Origin of the sequence: Sandaracinus amylolyticus (assembly GCF_000737325.1) — a bacterium.
GTDB classification, from domain to species: Bacteria; Myxococcota_A; Polyangia; order Polyangiales; family Sandaracinaceae; genus Sandaracinus; species Sandaracinus amylolyticus.
In genome coordinates, this window is sequence record NZ_CP011125.1 from 9,544,277 (window position 1) to 9,560,609 (window position 16,333).

The following is a 16,333-nucleotide window of genomic DNA, read 5'->3' on the forward strand; positions in this document are numbered from 1 at the left end:
CGCAGCCTCCGCTTGCGCTGCGTCTCACGTCTGCGAACCTCCGCGCCTCGTGATTCGTCTCGATTCGGTCAGCAAGCAGCACGGCGGCCAGATCCTCTTCCTCGACGCCTCGATGAGCGTCTTCAAGGGCGAGAAGGTCGGCCTCGTCGGGCCCAACGGCGCAGGAAAGTCGACGATCTTCCGGATGATCGTGAAGGACGAGGCGCCCGACTCGGGCGGCGTCGTCATCGAGAAGAACGTCACGATCGGGCACTTCTCCCAGGACGTCGGCGAGATGTCGGGGCGCAGCGTGCTCGAGGAGACGATGGCGGGCGCGGGCGAGGTCTCGAAGGTCGCGCACGAGCTCCACGAGCTCGAGGCCGCGATGGCCGATCCCGCGCGCGCCGACGACCTCGACAAGATCGTCGAGCGCTTCGGCGAGGTGCAGGCGCGCTTCGACGAGCTCGACGGCTACGGGCTCGAGTCGCGCGCCCAGGAGATCCTCGCGGGCCTCGGCTTCGCGCCCGAGGTGATCGCGAACGACGTCGGCAAGCTCTCCGGCGGTTGGAAGATGCGCGTCGCGCTCGCGCGCATCCTGCTGATGAAGCCCAGCGCGCTGCTCCTCGACGAGCCCACGAACCACCTCGACATCGAGTCGATCCTCTGGCTCGAGCGCTTCCTGCGCGACTTCGAGGGCGCGCTGATCATGACCTCGCACGATCGCGAGTTCATGAACCGCCTCGTCACGAAGATCGTCGAGATCGACGGCGGCGAGCTCACGACGTACTCGGGCAACTACGACTTCTACGAGCAGCAGCGCGCGATCGCGGCGCAGCAGCAGGAAGCGCAGTTCGCGCGCCAGCAGGCGATGCTCGCGAAGGAAGAGGCGTTCATCGCGCGCTTCAAGGCGCGCGCCTCGCACGCGGCGCAGGTCCAGTCGCGCGTGAAGAAGCTCGAGAAGATCGAGAAGATCGAGCCCCCCAAGCGCCGTCGCGTGATCGAGTTCGACTTCCCCAAGCCGCCGCGCTCGGGCGACGACGTGGTGAAGCTCGAGCACGTCGAGAAGGGCTACGGATCGAAGCGCATCTATCGCGACTTCGACTTCCTGATCCGCCGGCGCGAGCGGTGGTGCGTGATGGGCATCAACGGCGCGGGCAAGAGCACGCTGCTCAAGCTGATCGTCGGCGAGTCCACGCCCGACGCGGGCGCGGTCACGATGGGCGCGAGCGTGAAGCTCGGGTACTTCGCGCAGCACGCGATGGAGGTGCTCGACCCCGATCGCACCGTGATCGACTCGCTGCAGGACGCGCATCCGCGCGCGTCGCTCGGCTCGCTGCGCACCTGCGCGGGCGCGTTCGGGTTCTCGGGCGACGACGTCGAGAAGAAGTGCCGCGTGCTCTCGGGCGGCGAGAAGGCGCGTCTCGTGCTCGCGAAGATGCTCTACGAGCCGCCGAATTTCCTCGTGCTCGACGAGCCGACGAACCACCTCGATCTCGCGACGAAGGAGATGCTCACGAAGTCGCTCGCGGACTTCGAGGGCACGATGATCTTCGTTTCGCACGATCGCTCGTTCCTGCGCTCGCTCTCGAACCGCGTGCTCGAGGTCGGCCACGAGAACGGACCGCGCGTGTACGGCGGCGGGTACGTCGAGTACGTCTCGCAGACCGGCTACGAAGCGCCCGGCGTCCGATGACGCGGCGCCTCGTGGCCACGCTCGCGATCGCGTGCGCGCTCGCAGCGTGCGGAGACGACGGCGCCGCGCCCGCGGACGCGAGCGTCGCGATCGACGCGGCGAGCGTCGATGCCAGCCACGCGCACGGGCACGACGCGGGGACCGGCGACGCTGCGACCGACGTGGATGCGTCGAGCGACGCCAGCACCGGCGACGCCGGTCCCGTGATCCATGGCTGCTCGCGCGGCGTGGCGATGGACCTCACCGACCGCGAGAGCGTCGAGATCCGCTTCAGCGACGAGTCGCAGGCGTACTCGCCGGCGTGCATCGCCGTCGCGGAGGGCACGACCGTCACGTTCCTCGGCGACTTCTCGGCGCATCCGCTGCGGGCCGGTCGGGTGATCGCGGGGACGCCGACGCCCGACGCGGAGGGCACGACACCGCTGCCCACGACGACGCACGCCGGCGGGAGCAGCGCGAGCTTCGTGATGAGCCCCGCGGGCGCGTACGGCTACTACTGCGTGCCCCACGCGACGATCGGGATGGTCGGCACGATCTTCGTCGAGTGAAGCGCTTCGTCGAGTGAAGCGCTTCGTCGACTGAGGCGCCACGCCTCTCGTCATCGTGTCGTCACGATCGTGAGCTCGAGCGTTGCGCAGCGCTCGCCGTGAACATGATCGAGCGTGATCGCGCGGCGCGTCGCCGGGCGATCCGCAACGGACACGGTGTCATGGACGTGCTCACGAACCTGAGCGAGGCGACCGAGTACTCGATGCCGCGGCTCCAGGCGATCATCGCGGCGTGGGTAATGAGCGCGCCGATGGAGCCGCGCGGGAAGGTCGCGCGCGGCGACGGGCACGTCGACGAGAGCGAGTACCGGAAGCAATCGATCTATTCGTTGCTCTATTCGCTGTATCGCAGCCTGGGCTCGGTCGAGAACGAGCACGGTGAGCGCTATCAGTTCACGTTCAACACGTGGGGCTACGCGTGGCCCGAGGCATGGGGACCGCCGCCCGCGCACCAGCACGATCCGCAGCGCTTCGGCCGCAACGCGTACTCGGGCCTGTTCCACTTCGACGCGGTCCAGCAGCTCGCGCGCGAGCGCGGCGGACGCCTGCACGTCGTCGAGCTCGGCTGCGGCACCGGCGCGGGCGCCGATCACGTGTGCACGAGCGTCCTCCCGAAGTGCACCTACGAGGCGATCGACATGCAGCTCGCGGGCGTGAGCACGTGCCGCGCGCAGTTCGCGCCCAAGCACCGCGGCCGCCTCGTCGCGACCCACGCCGACGCGACGCGCGCGCCGATCGACGACGAGGTCGCGGACGTCGTCGCGGTCTGCGAGACGCACGTGACCGACCAGGGCGAGGTCATGACCGAGGAGGATCGCAAGTTCTTCCGCTCGGCGCGTCGCATCCTCAAGCGCGGCGGCTTCCTCGCCTGGGGCAACTCGATCCCCGAGCAGGCGTGGGCGTCGTCGTTCGAGTTCCTCGCGTCGATCGGCATGGAGGTCGTCGCGGTCGACGACGTGACCGACGAGGCAGTCCTCGCGCGCGATCTCGACGATCCGCGGATCCAGGCATACGTCGCGCACGCGCTCGCGCGGTTCCCGGCGTTCCGCATCCCGGTGTATGGGCCACAGCGACGTGTCGAGGCGGAGCTCGCGATGCGCAACCTCTGCCGGGCGCCCGGGACGCGGCTCTACGACGATCTCGCGACGCGCCGCGATCCGTACCGCGTGATCCTCGCCCGTCGTACGTGACGCGCGGCCCTGATCGAACGGGCGGGAACCTCGGCGCGCCGGAGGTGTCCGCCTTCGAGATCAGGTAGAACGTGCGCCTCGTGCTCGGACGACGATCGACCTCGGAGAGCCTGCGCCGCAGGCGGCGTGCGCTGCCTGCGGGCGCCGACGCGGGTGGGCCTCCGAGCTTCTACGTGCAGCCCGTCGGCGCGAAGCCGGCGCTCAGCGGGCCGGCGGTCCCCGATCTCCTGCACGCGGAGCCGCGCGCGTGGGGCGATCTGCGCGGCTCGTCCGAGCTCGTTCGCTTCGCGTTCGAGGGCGGCGACTGCGAGGGCGTGTTCGACACGCTGATCGAGGCGCTTCCGCTCGCGCCGAGCACCTTCGATCCGGCGACGTTCGCGACGCAGCTCTACCTCGACGAGCTCGTGCGCAGCAGCCTGCGCGTCACGATCGAGGGCACGCACGTCGACGCGAGCGCGAAGGTGCTGCGCCGCGTGCTCGAGACCCCACCGGCACGCGCGATCGACGGCGCGACGCGGCAGCGCGTGCTCGCGGAGCTCGTCGCGAAGCCCGCGATGCGCGGCGATCTCGAGCGCGTGTACCTCGCGATCCGGAGGCTGCGCGAGGCGCTCGAGCTCTCGACCGGCACCGAGCCCAACCTGGTGCGGCGCAAGGTCGGCGTGCTGGTCGCGCTGCGTCGCTGCGTCGAGGCGATGGCCGACGGGTTCGAGGGCGCGGAGAGCGTGCTCTCGCGGCTGCGCGATCTCGGTCAGCGAGTGCGCGGTCGCGAGGCGTGGTCGCGGCTCGTGCAGCTGGTCGACGTCGAGGGCAACCTCGCGACGGTCGACGTGCGGCTGCGGCTCGGATCGGACGGAACGATTCGCGGCTTCGGCGTGCTCGCGATCCGCGAGAGCGAGACCTCGATCCTGCCCGGCCCGTTCGGGCGCTTCGTCCAGCGCATGATCTCGTTCCTCCGCGGCTATCGCTACGGCGAGAGCGAGGTCGTGGTGCGCCTGCTCGAGGAGGTGTTCGCGCCGCTCGCCGACGACGTCGTCGCGATCCTCGCGTGCACCGGCGCGATCGAGACGTACCTCGCGGCGCTCGGCTTCCGCGATCTCGCGCGCGGCAAGGGCCTCGAGGTGTGCCTGCCCGAGATCGTCGAGGGCGCGGGCGAGCGCGCGATCGAAGGGCTCTTCAACCCGCTCTTGTTCCTCCAGGACGTGACGCCGATCCCGTGCGACGTGCCGGTGCCGCGACACGACGCGCTCGTGGTGATCACCGGGCCGAATTCCGGAGGAAAGACGCGTCTCTTGCAGTCGCTCGCGCTGACGCAGCTGCTCGGTCAGGTCGGGCTCTTCGTGCCCGCGGCGCACGCGCGGATCGTTCGGGCTCCGAACTTGTTCCTCTCGCTCGTCACCGACGGAGACGCCGCGCAGATCGAGGGGCGCCTCGGCACCGAGCTGATGCGCATCCGCCAGCTCTTCGAGCAGCTCCAGCCGGGCAGCGTCGCGATCCTCGACGAGCTCTGCTCGGGCACGAACCCCAACGAGGGCGAGGACATCTTCGCGATGGTCGTCTCGCTGCTGCCGCGGCTGCGCCCGCAGGTGTTCGTGAGCACGCACTTCCTCGGGCTCGCCGCGCGGCTCGAGCGAGAGCGCCCGGTCGAGAGCCTCGCGTTCCTCCAGGTCGAGCTCGATCCCGAGGAGAAGCCGACGTACCAGTTCGTGCCCGGCGTCGCGACGACGTCGCTCGCGCACAAGGTCGCGGCGCGCCTCGGCGTCACCGAGGCTGCGCTGGGCGAGCTCGTCGCGGCGAAGCTGCGCGGCTAGACGAGCGCCTTGCGCATCTTGTGGCGCGCGACGCGCGCGCCGCGCGATGAGAGCGTCTCGATCCAGTCCTCGCGCGTCGACCACATCGTGATCGCGAGGCGCGCCGGACGTCGCGGCGCGAGCGCGACGCGCACCGCGTCGAGCAGCTCGCCGATCGCGCTCGGAGCGCGATCCGGCTCGACGTGCAGCACGCGCACGACGCACACCAGCGCGCCATCGAGCGCCGAGGGCACGAGCTCGCACCACGCGAGGCCGAGCACGCCGCGCTCGTCCTCGAGCATCACGACGCGCTGATCCGGGCCGAGCGCGAGCAGACGACGACGGATCTCGTCGCGCGCGACGTGCGGATGGCGGAAGTCGCACGCGAGCCGGCGCGCCTCGACGAGCGTGAGCACCGGCTCGAGATCGCGCGCCGCGTCGAAGATGCGCGCCGCGCGCGAGGGCTCGATCGCGAGCTCGGTGCGCGCGTCGAGATCCACGCCGACGCGCTCGAACCCGGCGCGCGCGTAGAGCGGCGCGACGCGCGGGTTGTCGTCCATGAAGTCGAGCGTGAGCGCGCACGCCGATGCGTCGCGCGCGGCGCGATCGAGCCGCGCGAGCACCTCGCTGCCGAGCCCGGCGCCGCGATGATCGGGGCGGATCACGATCTCGCGCACGTAGAGCTCGACGTGCGTCGCGGGCCCGTGCGCCTCGACCCAGAGGAACCCGACGATCGCATCGCCGCGCCGCATCGACGCGACGAGATCGCCGCGCAGGCGCCCGGCCGCGATCGCGCTCTCGAGCGCGACCAAGCTGACCGAGAAGCGCGGGCTCCGCTCGCGCACGCCCTGCAGCACCAGCTCGGCGCCCGCGAACCGATGCGACACGCTCTCGGCCGGCGCGAGCGAGATCTCCGCTCGATCGAGCGGCGCGAAGAACGAGGCGCGCAGTCGCCCGGGATCGAACGTCGCCACGCGCGTGATGATACGCGCGGCGATCACTCGCGCGGTGAGTACGTCCACCACGCGTCGGACCGAACGCGCGACGGGTCCGCGTCGTGGGTGTGCGTCAGCGGGCCGTTCTCGAGCCCTGCCGTCCACACGCGATCCTCGTCGATCGCGAGCGCGCGCAGCTCCGCGTGGCCGCCCGTCGCGGGCAGCAGGCCGTCGACGCGGACGACCTCGGCCTGCGCGATGCGCACCACGAACGGGTGCCCGTCGGTGAACAGGCTCAAGCCGTCGGGGTTCTGCGTCCAGCCCTCGGTGCCGCCGACCCAGAGCGCGCCCTCGGCGTCGAACGCCGCGGTCTGCGCGATCGCGGAGTCGATCGCGTCCCACGTGATCGTGGGGCCCACCACCCCGTCGGACGAGAGCGGCGCGATCATGACGTGCAGCTCGGTGTTGTCGTGCCCCGGCTCGCGACGGCTGCGTCCGATCACCGCGACGCGCTCGCCCGACGCCGCGATGCCGAAGACGAGATCGTCGCGATCGACGGTGCCCACCACGCGCGACCACGCGTGGGTGCCGTCGCGATCGACGCGCACCACGAGCACGTCGCTCGGGCGGTAGGTCCCGGCCTCGGGCGTGCGGAGCAGCGCGTGCTCGGTGTCGAAGTACGCGTTGTGCGCGTCGAGCCGTGCGCGATCCGTGAAGCACGTCACGTACGTGCCGCCCTCGCCGTCGCTCGCCGAGAACACGAGGAATTGCGCCCACATGGCGTCGAAGGGGTCGTAGCTGCCGCCCATCGGCAGGGCCGGCAGCATGCCCGTCGCGGGCGTCACGAGCGTGCGCGCGACGCGCTCGAGCTCGTCGCCGTCGCGCCACCGCACGCGATACGCGAGCACGGCATGCGAGTCGTTCATGAGCACCACGACCACGTCGTCGCCGTCGACGACGAGGCGCAACGAGGCCGCGCTCAGCGCGCCGACACGCAGCGCGTCGCGGTTCGCGCTCGGGAGCCACGCACCGGGCTCGTCCGCGAGCGTCGGATCGTCGAGCACCACGCGCCCCCGCAGCCCGTCGCGATCGCCGCGCGCGAGGAAGGGCCGCCACTCGTCGTCGATGCCCGACGCGGTCCACTCGCCCGACGCGTGCATCACCGCGTCGATCAGGACGTCGCTCGCCGCGGGCTGCCACACGACGATGCGCGCGCCGTCGCCCCCGGCGCGCGCGATCGCGCGCATCCCGGGATCGCGATCGCCACGCATCGCGGGGATCGGCGCGAGCCGCTCCTCGACCCACCACGTGTCGGAGGGATCGGTGCGCATCCAGGCGATCACCGCGCGATCCGCGATCCGCACGTCGCGCGTGATCGGCGGCGCCGACGCGTCGTCGTGCACACCGGCGTCGGCGACGACGTGCCTCGAGGGCTCGCCGCACGCGACGAGCAGGACGACCAGGGAGCAAGCGAAGAGCGATCGCACGTGAGCCTCGATCCGAGCTTGGAAGCCGTCCCGGGCATCCGTCACGCCGCGATATCCTCGGCGCGGGGGAAGAGGAGACACGAACACGATGAAGCTCTACGACGCAGCCATGCCCGGGACCCGCGGGGCGCGAGTGCGCTGGATCCTCGAGGAGCTCGGGATCCCGTACGACGTGAAGACGCTCGACCTGCGCAAGGACGCGAAGCAGCCCGAGTACCTCGAGATCCACCCCCACGGGCGCGTGCCCGCGTTCGAGATCGAGGGCGAGGCGATCATCGAGTCCGCCGCGATCTGCATGCAGCTCGCGGATCTGCACGCCGATCGCGGCCTCGCGCCGAAGCTCGGCACGCCGGAGCGCGCGCGCTGGTACCAGTGGATCGTCTACGCGCCGGCCACGCTCGACGGACCGATCGTCGAGCGGCTCTTCCACACCGCGCTGCTGCCGCCCGACAAGCGCCGGCCCGAGCTCGTCGAGCGCGCAGACGCGACGTGGAAGACCGCGGCGCCGTTCCTCACGAAGACGCTGTCGAAGCAGGACTGGCTCGTCGGCGACGCATTCACCGCAGCCGACGTCGTGGTCGGGTACGACGTCGCGCTCGCCGCGAACATGGGGATGCTCGAGGGCCACCCCGCGCTCCAGGCGTACCTCGGGCGGCTCTCGTCGCGGCCCGCGTTCGTGAAGGCGTACGAGGGCGGCTGACCTGGACGCCGGCGCGGCCGCGCCCCAGGAGAGACGCGAATGCGCGAGCTCTCGATCGACGTGGTCAGCGACGTGGTGTGTCCCTGGTGCCTGATCGGAGTGGAACGGCTCGAGCGCGCGCTCGAGTCGTTCCCCGACGTGCGCGCCGACGTGCGCTTCCATCCCTTCCTGCTCGATCCGAGCACGCCCGACGAAGGCGTCGATCTACGCGAGCGACTGCGCGCGAAGTACGGCGTCGCGCCGGAGCGCATGTTCGAGCGCGTCGAGAGCGCAGCGCGCGAGAGCGGCATCCCGCTCGACTTCACGAAGGTCACGCGCAGCGTCGCGACGCCGCGCGCGCACACGCTGCTGCGCCATGCGGCAGCCAAGGGCACCCAGCGCGCGCTCAAGAAGGCGCTGCTCCACGCGTACTTCCTCGAAGGGCGCGACGTCGGATCCATCGACGAGCTCGTCGCGATCGCGAGCGCGCACGGCTTCGAGGCCGACGAAGCGCGCGCGCTGCTGCGCGACGACGCGGAGCTGCGACGCACCCGCGACGAGGCCGCCGCGGTCGCCTCGCAAGGGATCTCGGGCGTGCCCTTCTTCGTGTTCGGGGAGCGACTGGCGTTCAGTGGTGCGCAGTCGGTGGACGTGATGAAGAGCGTGATCGCGCGAGCGCTCGACGAGCAGCGCTGATCCGGCGCTCGCCGGCGGGTAACCTCGTCGGTGGAGACCATCGTTGCGCTCCACCCTCGCCCAACTCACGCCGGTGATCGCGTCGGCGTTGCTGGTCGCGCTGCTGGCGCGGGCGATGTGGCGAGATCGCAAGCACACCCCGGGCGCCGGCGCGTACGCGGTGGCGCTGGTCGCGCAGCTCGCATGGCTCGCCGGGTACACCGGCGAGCTCCTCGCGGCGGACCTCGATCGCAAGCTGCTCTGGGACGATCTCACGTGGCTGCCGACCGCGATCGTCGGCGGCGCGGCGCTGCGCTTCGCGGGGGAGCGCACCGGTCGCCGTCGCGCCGGCGACGCGCTCCTCCTCGCGTACGCGGTGGTGGTCGTGCCCGCGGCGCTGTGGATCGCGGCCGAGCGCTGGCACCGCACGCTGCGTGACGGCGCGTACGTCGCCGATGCGCCGCCCTTCGGCGCGCTCTTCTATCCGTTCCACGCGCTCGACGTCGCGCTCTCGCTCGCGGTGCTGCTCGCGGTGGTCGGCGCGTCGGGCCTCGTCGTCGCCGATGCCTGGGGTCATCGTGGTCGATCGCGCGTGGTGAGCGCGCTGCTCGCGATCGGCATCGCGGGGCCGATGGTGTTCGGCTACTTCGCGGTGATCGCCGGGATCACGTGGGCCGGACAGCGCGACATCGCGCCGCTCACGTTCGGCACGTTCGCGCTCGTCACCGCGCTCGCGGTGCGCTGGGGACGCGGCCTCGAGGTGGTGCCCGTCGCGCGCGAGCGCATCGTCGAGGGCCTGTCCGACGCGGTGCTCGTGGTCGACGCGCGCGACCGCGTGATCGACGCGAACGCCGCCGCGCGTGCGCTCCTCTCCCTCGACGCGAGCTCCACCGCCGAGCCCTCGACCGCGGTCCGCGCGGTGCTCGCGTCGATCCGCGACGGCGCGACGTCGATCGAGCTCGAGGGGCGTCGCTTCGACGTGCGCGTGTCGAGCATCGGCGAAGGGACGTTCGAGCGCGACGCGCGCTCGATCGTGCTGCACGACGTGAGCGCGCTGCACGCCGCGAACACCGAGCTGCGCGCGGTGCGCGACGATCTCGAGCGGCGCGTCGCGGAGCGCACCGCCGAGGTGGTCGAGCGCGAGCGAACGCTGCGCGCGATCTTCGAGCACAGCATCCAGCTGATGGGCCTGGTGTCCCGCGATGGTCGGATCCTGCGGGTGAACCCCGCGGTGCTCGCGCTCGCGGGCGTCGACGAGCAAGCGCTGCTCGGGCGCGCGCTGTGGGAGTCGCCCTTGTGGGGCAGCGACGCCGAGCAGATCGCGCGGGTGCGCGAGGGCCTCGCGCTCGCGGCGCGCGGCGAGCCGTTCCGCATGCTCGCGACCCACGCCGGCGCGGCAGGCCGCGTCCACCACGTGGACTTCTCGCTCAGCCCGGTGCTCGACGCGTCGGGCGCAGTGGCGCTGATCGTCGCGGAGGGCCGCGACGTGACCGAGCTGCGGCGCGCCGAGCAGGAGCGACGCACGCTCGAAGAGCGCCTCCATCACCTGCAGCGCCTCGAAGCGCTCGGCCGCCTCGCCGGCAGCGTCGCTCACGACTTCAACAACCTGCTCGCGGCGATCACCGCGAACGCCGAGCTCGCGCGCGCCGAGGCGCCAGAGGGCTCGCTCGGCGCGGATGCGCTGCGCGACGTGCTGCACGCGAGCGAGAGCGCGGCGACGCTCACGCGGCAGCTGCTCGCGCTCGGGCGCAAACAGCCCGCGGGCATCGGCGCGGTCGACGTCGGAGCGGCGCTCGAGAAGCTGCGCGGTCTGCTCGCGCCGCTGCTCGGGCCCGGCGTGCGCCTCGTGACGTCGTGCGCGCCGGGGATCGGCGAGGTGCGCCTCGACGCCGGTCCCTTCGAGCAAGTCGTGATGAACCTCGCGCTCAACGCGCGCGACGCGATGCCGGGGGGCGGCACGCTCACGATCGCCGCCGAGCCGCGCGCCTTCGACGAGCACGAGGCGCGCGCGCGTGACGTCGCGCCCGGCGAGCACGTGCTCGTGACCGTGACCGACACCGGCGCGGGCATGAGCGACGACGTGAAGGAGCGCGCGTTCGAGCCCTTCTTCACGACGAAGCCCGAGGGCAAGGGCACCGGGCTCGGCCTCGCGACGGTCTACGGCATCGTGCGCAACGCGGGCGGCGTGGTGGAGCTCGAGAGCGCGCCGGGCCAGGGCACGCGCTTCGAGATCGTGCTGCCGCGCGCCGCGCCGCGCGCGGCCTCGCACGCCGCCGCGCCGGTCTCGCGCGTCGTGCCGCGCGGTGGGCGCCAGGGGCGCATCCTCGTCGCCGAGGACCGCCCCGACGTGAGCGCGGTGATCCAGCGCGTGCTCACGCTCGCGGGCCACAGCGTGGTGCTCGCGGCGACGGGCGCGGAGGCGCTCGAGCTGCTCGCGCGAGGCCCGAAGCCCGATCTGCTGGTCACCGACGTGCGCATGCCGGGCATGGACGGACCGACGCTGGCGCGCGAAGCGCGGCGCCTCCATCCCGCGCTCGGCGTGCTCTTCCTCTCGGGGTACGCCGACAAGCCGCTCGACGTCGAGACCGGCGATCCGCTGCTCGCGAAGCCGTTCACGCCCGCCGCGCTCGCCGATGCGGTGCGCGAGCTGCTCGAGCGCAGCGGGACCGCCGGCACCGCGGCGACGCGCTGATCACGCCCCGCGCACCAAGCGATGTGCGGGCACGAGATCGTCGTGCGGCCACGACGCGGCACGGATCGCGATCTCGCACACCTCGACGCCAGGCTCCGCCTGCGGGCGCAGCACCACGAAGCGCGCGCCGTGCTCGGCCATCAGCGCGCGGTCGTAGGCCATCAAGCGATGACACGCGGCGAGATCCCCGCTGCCGCGCAGCGGACAGCGCATGCGGATCTCGTGGTACGCGGTGCCGCCCTCGACGCGCGTGCTCGGCACGAGGTGCGGGCTCGGCATGTAGCGCTGCCACGCGCGACCGAGCGACGCCGCGTCGCCCTCGTCGACCTCGGGGCGGCGGACACGCCGCGTGAGCGCGGCGAGCGCGCGCATGAACGACGGCACCGCGACGCGCACGACCGGAGCACGCGCGGCGCGCGCCGAGAGCCCGAGGAGCGCTCCGAACGCCTTCTTCTCCCACCGGCGCAGCGTCATGCGCCGAGATCCTGGGCGCGGACGAGCCATGCATCCCATCGATGGATCCGATGCATCCATCGACGGCATGCATGGCTCGTCGCGGCGCCGCTCACTGCTGCGGCGGCACCTCCTGGGGCTTCGCGCGCTCCTCGATGCGCTGCTCCGCCTGCTCGCCCTCGAGCTCCTCCTGCATCTCCGGCGCGCCGCGCTGCACCGCGCCGGACTCCGCCTCGTACTCCGCGCGCTCCGCCTCGAGTCGGCGCTGCTCGTCGGTCATCTGCTCCTGCCGCTGCTGCACGTGCGCCTCGGCCGCGGCTGCCTCGCGCTCCGCCTCCGCGGCCTCGCGCTGCGCGTCGAGCTGCGCCTGCTGCGCCTCGGCCTGACGCTCGACCGCCTCCTGCTGCGCGTCGACGCCCTGCTCGATCGCGTCGACGCTCTGATCGCGCCGCGCTTCGAGCGCCTGCTCGCGTTGCTCGATCTGCCCCTCGCGCTGCTCGAGTTGCTGGCGCTCCTGCTCCAGCGACGCGCGCTCCTGCTCGATCTCCTGCCGCTCCGGCGCGAGCGAGCGCTCGACCTCGTCGATGCGCTGCTCGCCCTGGGCTTCGATCTGCGCTGCCTCCTGCTCGATCCGCTCGTCCGCGGGCTGGCGTTCACATCCCACCGCTCCGCAGAGCAGCGCAGCGAGCCCCAGCGTGGTCCAGTTCCTCGACACGATGGTCACCTCCTCGTGCGCGGAGGCAACGCAATGGCCGTTCCCGCGCGAGGCGCGACGCGTCGCGCGGGAAGACGAGGCGGTGGGTCACGATCTCGCGTGAGCCCGAGCGAACGCGGGGCGCATCGCCGCGTCTCAGGGGGCGCGGCGGAACGTGTATCGCGGCCAGAGCTGCGCGCCGGGCACGCTCTCGCTCACGAACCCGAGCGTCAGGAGGTCACCGTCGATGCCCCACTCGACGTCGACGTCGCCCGCGCCCGGACAGTCGAGCACGATCGTCGTCGGCGTGGCGCTCGCGTCGAACGCGCCCGCGAACCCGATGTCGTTCGGGCCGCCGAACGTCGGGCCCTCGACGCTCTGCACGAACGCGTGCGAGTCGACGTCCATCACGAGCCGGCCCGCGCTCGTGATCACCTGACCGCGCCCGAGCACGTACGTGCGCTCGACGTCGATGCGTCCGATCGGCGTCGTGACCGTCGACACGTAGTAGCTGATCCCCTCGAGCTCCCAGCGGGCGTCGGGCACCGTGCCCGCGCTCAGCGCGGGCGGCGTCGCGGCCTCGACCCATCCGCCGCGCACCAGCGCGACGTCGGTCGTCGTGCCCTCGGGCAGGCACGCGCTCGGCACGTAGCGCACGTCGCTCGGCATCTCGGCGTCGCCCTCGTCGCAGTAGCGCGACGCGGGCGGCGGCGTGACGTACATGAAGTCGAAGCACATCTCGTCGCTCGTGTCCTGGCCCGAGCTGACGTCCTCGCTCGTCGTGTTGTCGAACGTGCAGCTCGTGAGCAGCGCGTCGCCGGCGCGCAGCGTGACCGGGAGCGAGTAGAAGAGCTGCGTCTCGAACTCCCAGCCGTCGAGGTGGATCAGCGGCTCGGGATTGCGCGCCTCGGGCCGCGCGATCTCCTGATCGAACGTCGTTCCGATCTGGTGCATGTGCGGCATGCCCGCGAGCACGCGCGTCTCGCTCGCGAACGTGCAGCGGCTCGAGACGGTGCGCGACTCGCGCGCCGGGATCTCGAAGTCGAGCGGCCCGATCGCGACCATGCCGTACTCGGTCCCGGTCGGCGCATCGAGGTACAGGCGCACGCCCGAGCTGTCGCGCACGTCGGGGATCGCGGCGCCGTTGTTGTAGTGGATCTGCACGAGGAACCGATCGCCCGGCGAGACGCGCAGGCCGCCCTCGGGGAACTGGAACGCGCCGGTGCCGGGCGCCCACGCGTAGAGGTACTCGCTGCCCGCGGGCATGCCGCTGCCGTCGTAGCAGTCGAACTCGCCGAGCGGCGCGTTGTGCTCGCTGTCGCGCAGCAGCACGAGGTGATGCAGCACGCGCGTCTCGTCGTAGATCATCTCGAAGCGGCGCACGAAGCGATCCCCGTCGAGCGCGGGCTCGAAGGTGAAGCAGCGGTACTCGTCGCGGACCTCGGGCCCGACCGGGTGCTCGTTCGCGGCGAGATCGATCGTCGCGAGGCCGGGCGGCGCCTCGTCGGGCGAGAGGAACACCGGCGCGCTCGCACGGAGGCCCGTGCCCTGCGGCACGTCCGCGGCGCCGCAGCTCGCCCAGCGCGCGAGCGCATCGGCCTCGGCATCCGGCAGGCGCGGCATGCCGACCGGCGGCATCGTGCCGTCCATCAGTCGCGCGACCACGCGATCGGCGAGGCGCGTTCCGTCGGGGCGCACCGCGAGCAGCGCGTCGGCGTCGAGCAGCGACATCGGCGCGCCGTACTGCGGGGACGCGCCGTGGCACGAGCCGCAGTAGCGCTCGAGGCGTGGCAACGCCTGCGACGCGAACGCCGCGCGATCGGGCTCGCACGTGCCAGCGTCGGGATCGCTCGCGGGCGGATCGCCGTCACATGCGGTCAGCGAGAGGACGAGCAGCACGAGCAAGGAAGGGCGATGCATCCAGGCCTCCGAGGCGAGCGATGATGCCCGGAGTTCCCGGTCCCGCGGCGAGCGTTCAAACTTTCTTCACAACCTCGGTCCGCCGCGCGGCTCGAGCCAGCCCTCGCGCGCCAGCATGCGCGCCACCTCGCGGAAGCCCTCGTCGCGCCCGACCTGGAGCAGGTGCCCGCCGTCGAAGAGGTGCAGCCGCGCGTCGAGGTGCTTCGCGAGCTTCTCCGCGTGCGACTGCGGCGTGATGCGATCCCCCGAGCCCGCGATCACCAGCGCGCGCGCCGGATCGACCTTCGACGGGCGCGCGAGCGGGCTCACCGCGCAGTGTGCCTTCTCGAGCGCGTCGTACTGCTCGCGCCGTTGCGTCGCGGTGCCGACGAGGCGATCGCCGTCGCGCGCGAAGTCCGCGATCGACGCGAGCGGGATCATCGGCACCACGAAGTCGATCGGCTCGACGGTCGCGAGCAGCGCGCTCGTGTAGCCGCCGAGGCTCATGCCCATCGCGCCCACGGCCGGCGCGCCGCGATCGCGCAGCACCGACACGAGCGTGCGCAGATCGACGATCGCGTGGCGGAAGCTCTCGATCGTGATGCGCGGATCGCTGTGCGGCAGCAGCGGGCGCCGACCGCGGATCCCGCGCGGCCCGTGGTGCGGGAGCACGCCGAGCACGACGTCGAGCCCGCGCTCGAACATCCAGCGCACCGGGAACGCGACCTCTTCGATCGCGAACACGCCGCCGAGATAGCCGTGCAGCAGCACGATCGTCGGGCGCGGGCGATCGAGGTGCGCGTAGAGCCGCACGATCGCGGTGTGGTTCACGTCCGCGCGCTCCTCGAGCCGCCGCACCACCTCGGGGTCGCTCGAGAGCGGCGCGAGCGCGCTGCGCCAGCGCAGATCGACGATCGTGCCGTCCTGGCCGATCCGTCCGACGTGCTGCTCGCGGAGCCCGTCGGCCGCGATGCGCGGGAAGAACGAGTCGGGATCGCCGACGTGCTGCGCGGTGCCGTAGAACGCGCCGATCTCGTCGAGCCTGCGGTGTCGCTCGATCGGTCCGAGCGACTCCGCGGCCGAGCGCCGCTTGCTCTGCTCGCTGCGGCCGAAGATCACACGCGACGCTGCGCGATCGAACGTCGCCGTGATCGGAGTGACGATTCGCTTCTTGATGCTCGCGATCATCGATCGGAGAGCATAGCCCCCGATCGCGCGCGCCGCGCTGCCGTATCATCGCGCGGAGCGGGGAGGACGAACATGAAGCTGGCTCGAGTCGCAGTGCTGATCGCGCTCCTGGTCACGGCGTGCAGCGAGTCTCGCGACGCAGGCGGCGAGCCCGACGCGGGCCCGACCTGCGGGTCGCTCGGCCAGGCGTGCACCGCGACGCTCGACTGCGACGAGGGCATGCAGTGCGTGATCGTCGGCGAGCAGGGCTTCTGCGCGCGCTCCGACGCGCGGCGCGAGTGCGTCGCCGACGACGACTGCGACGCCGACGAGCTCTGCGAGACCGGGCGCGGGATCGTGTCCGACGGGCACTGCATCACACGCACGGACCTGGCGTGCCTCTGCGCGATGCCCGACGCCGCGAGCACGCTCGCGCGCTGCGCGGATCTCTGACA

The 16,333-nt window shown here is 72.2% G+C and carries 14 protein-coding genes; 8 read left to right on the forward strand and 6 right to left on the reverse strand.

Going from position 1 to position 16,333, the window contains the following annotated elements:
* Positions 1-49 precede the first annotated feature (49 nt).
* The 4 genes from DB32_RS40420 to DB32_RS40435 all read left to right on the forward strand — a co-directional run bounded on the left by DB32_RS40420 (position 50) and on the right by DB32_RS40435 (position 5,218).
* Entirely contained in the window at positions 50-1,672 is a 1,623-nt protein-coding gene (locus DB32_RS40420; protein WP_053237997.1) for an ABC-F family ATP-binding cassette domain-containing protein, read from the forward strand.
* 11 nt (positions 1,673-1,683) lie between these two features.
* Complete coding sequence (locus DB32_RS40425; RefSeq protein ID WP_169791713.1) at positions 1,684-2,220, forward strand: cupredoxin domain-containing protein; 537 nt, start codon at positions 1,684-1,686, stop codon at positions 2,218-2,220.
* Positions 2,221-2,324: 104 nt separating this feature from the next.
* Positions 2,325-3,410, forward strand: a complete 1,086-nt coding sequence (locus DB32_RS40430; protein ID WP_157070196.1) for a class I SAM-dependent methyltransferase — start codon at positions 2,325-2,327, stop codon at positions 3,408-3,410.
* A 71-nt stretch (positions 3,411-3,481) separates the two neighbouring features.
* Positions 3,482-5,218, forward strand: coding sequence for a MutS-related protein (locus DB32_RS40435; RefSeq protein WP_053238000.1), 1,737 nt, complete (start codon positions 3,482-3,484; stop codon positions 5,216-5,218).
* On the opposite strand, the gene DB32_RS40440 is transcribed toward DB32_RS40435, so the two are convergent.
* The gene (locus DB32_RS40440) at positions 5,215-6,198 is read right to left on the reverse strand and encodes a GNAT family N-acetyltransferase (RefSeq protein ID WP_157070200.1); all 984 of its coding nucleotides are present in this window, start codon (positions 6,196-6,198) and stop codon (positions 5,215-5,217) included. The two genes, DB32_RS40435 and DB32_RS40440, sit on opposite strands and share 4 nt — an antisense overlap.
* The gene (locus tag DB32_RS40445; RefSeq protein WP_053238002.1) at positions 6,195-7,619 is read right to left on the reverse strand and encodes a hypothetical protein; all 1,425 of its coding nucleotides are present in this window, start codon (positions 7,617-7,619) and stop codon (positions 6,195-6,197) included. Before DB32_RS40445 ends, DB32_RS40440 begins: the two co-directional genes overlap by 4 nt.
* Before the next feature lie 88 nt (positions 7,620-7,707).
* On the opposite strand from DB32_RS40445, the gene DB32_RS40450 reads away from it, so the two are divergent.
* Genes DB32_RS40450 through DB32_RS40460 form a run of 3 tightly spaced genes read left to right on the forward strand, consistent with a single transcriptional unit; the run spans position 7,708 to position 11,665 of the window.
* On the forward strand, positions 7,708-8,319 hold the full coding sequence (locus tag DB32_RS40450; RefSeq protein ID WP_053238003.1) for a glutathione S-transferase family protein: 612 nt from the start codon (positions 7,708-7,710) through the stop codon (positions 8,317-8,319).
* A 39-nt stretch (positions 8,320-8,358) separates the two neighbouring features.
* On the forward strand, positions 8,359-8,994 hold the full coding sequence (locus DB32_RS40455) for a DsbA family oxidoreductase (protein ID WP_053238004.1): 636 nt from the start codon (positions 8,359-8,361) through the stop codon (positions 8,992-8,994).
* Between the two features lie 43 nt (positions 8,995-9,037).
* The gene (locus DB32_RS40460) at positions 9,038-11,665 is read left to right on the forward strand and encodes an ATP-binding protein (protein WP_157070202.1); all 2,628 of its coding nucleotides are present in this window, start codon (positions 9,038-9,040) and stop codon (positions 11,663-11,665) included.
* Here DB32_RS40460 and DB32_RS40465 read toward each other — a convergent pair whose 3' ends face one another.
* The 4 genes from DB32_RS40465 to DB32_RS40480 all read right to left on the reverse strand — a co-directional run bounded on the left by DB32_RS40465 (position 11,666) and on the right by DB32_RS40480 (position 15,899).
* Entirely contained in the window at positions 11,666-12,139 is a 474-nt protein-coding gene (locus DB32_RS40465) for a hypothetical protein (protein ID WP_053238006.1), read from the reverse strand.
* Positions 12,140-12,230: 91 nt separating this feature from the next.
* Positions 12,231-12,833 carry a hypothetical protein gene (locus DB32_RS40470; protein WP_157070205.1) on the reverse strand — a complete coding sequence of 201 codons (603 nt, stop codon included), beginning with the start codon at positions 12,831-12,833 and terminating at the stop codon, positions 12,231-12,233.
* Positions 12,834-12,968: 135 nt separating this feature from the next.
* A complete protein-coding gene (locus DB32_RS40475; RefSeq protein WP_083458371.1) occupies positions 12,969-14,732 on the reverse strand; it encodes a monooxygenase in 1,764 nt (587 codons plus the stop codon).
* 66 nt (positions 14,733-14,798) lie between these two features.
* Complete coding sequence (locus tag DB32_RS40480; RefSeq protein ID WP_053238009.1) at positions 14,799-15,899, reverse strand: alpha/beta hydrolase; 1,101 nt, start codon at positions 15,897-15,899, stop codon at positions 14,799-14,801.
* 72 nt (positions 15,900-15,971) lie between these two features.
* On the opposite strand from DB32_RS40480, the gene DB32_RS40485 reads away from it, so the two are divergent.
* Positions 15,972-16,331 (forward strand): hypothetical protein, encoded by a 360-nt coding sequence (locus DB32_RS40485; RefSeq protein ID WP_157070207.1) that lies wholly within the window; start codon positions 15,972-15,974, stop codon positions 16,329-16,331.
* Positions 16,332-16,333 lie beyond the last annotated feature (2 nt).

Excerpts from the sequence above, each read along its gene's own strand:
- DB32_RS40430 (WP_157070196.1), top strand. The coding sequence starts at position 2,325 with ATGATCGAGCGTGATCGCGCGGCGCGTCGCCGGGCGATCCGCAACGGA.
- DB32_RS40450 (WP_053238003.1), top strand. The coding sequence starts at position 7,708 with ATGAAGCTCTACGACGCAGCCATGCCCGGGACCCGCGGGGCGCGAGTG.
- DB32_RS40455 (WP_053238004.1), top strand. The coding sequence starts at position 8,359 with ATGCGCGAGCTCTCGATCGACGTGGTCAGCGACGTGGTGTGTCCCTGG.
- DB32_RS40465 (WP_053238006.1), bottom strand. The coding sequence starts at position 12,139 with ATGACGCTGCGCCGGTGGGAGAAGAAGGCGTTCGGAGCGCTCCTCGGG.
- DB32_RS40475 (WP_083458371.1), bottom strand. The coding sequence starts at position 14,732 with ATGCATCGCCCTTCCTTGCTCGTGCTGCTCGTCCTCTCGCTGACCGCA.
- DB32_RS40480 (WP_053238009.1), bottom strand. The coding sequence starts at position 15,899 with ATGATCGCGAGCATCAAGAAGCGAATCGTCACTCCGATCACGGCGACG.
- DB32_RS40485 (WP_157070207.1), top strand. The coding sequence starts at position 15,972 with ATGAAGCTGGCTCGAGTCGCAGTGCTGATCGCGCTCCTGGTCACGGCG.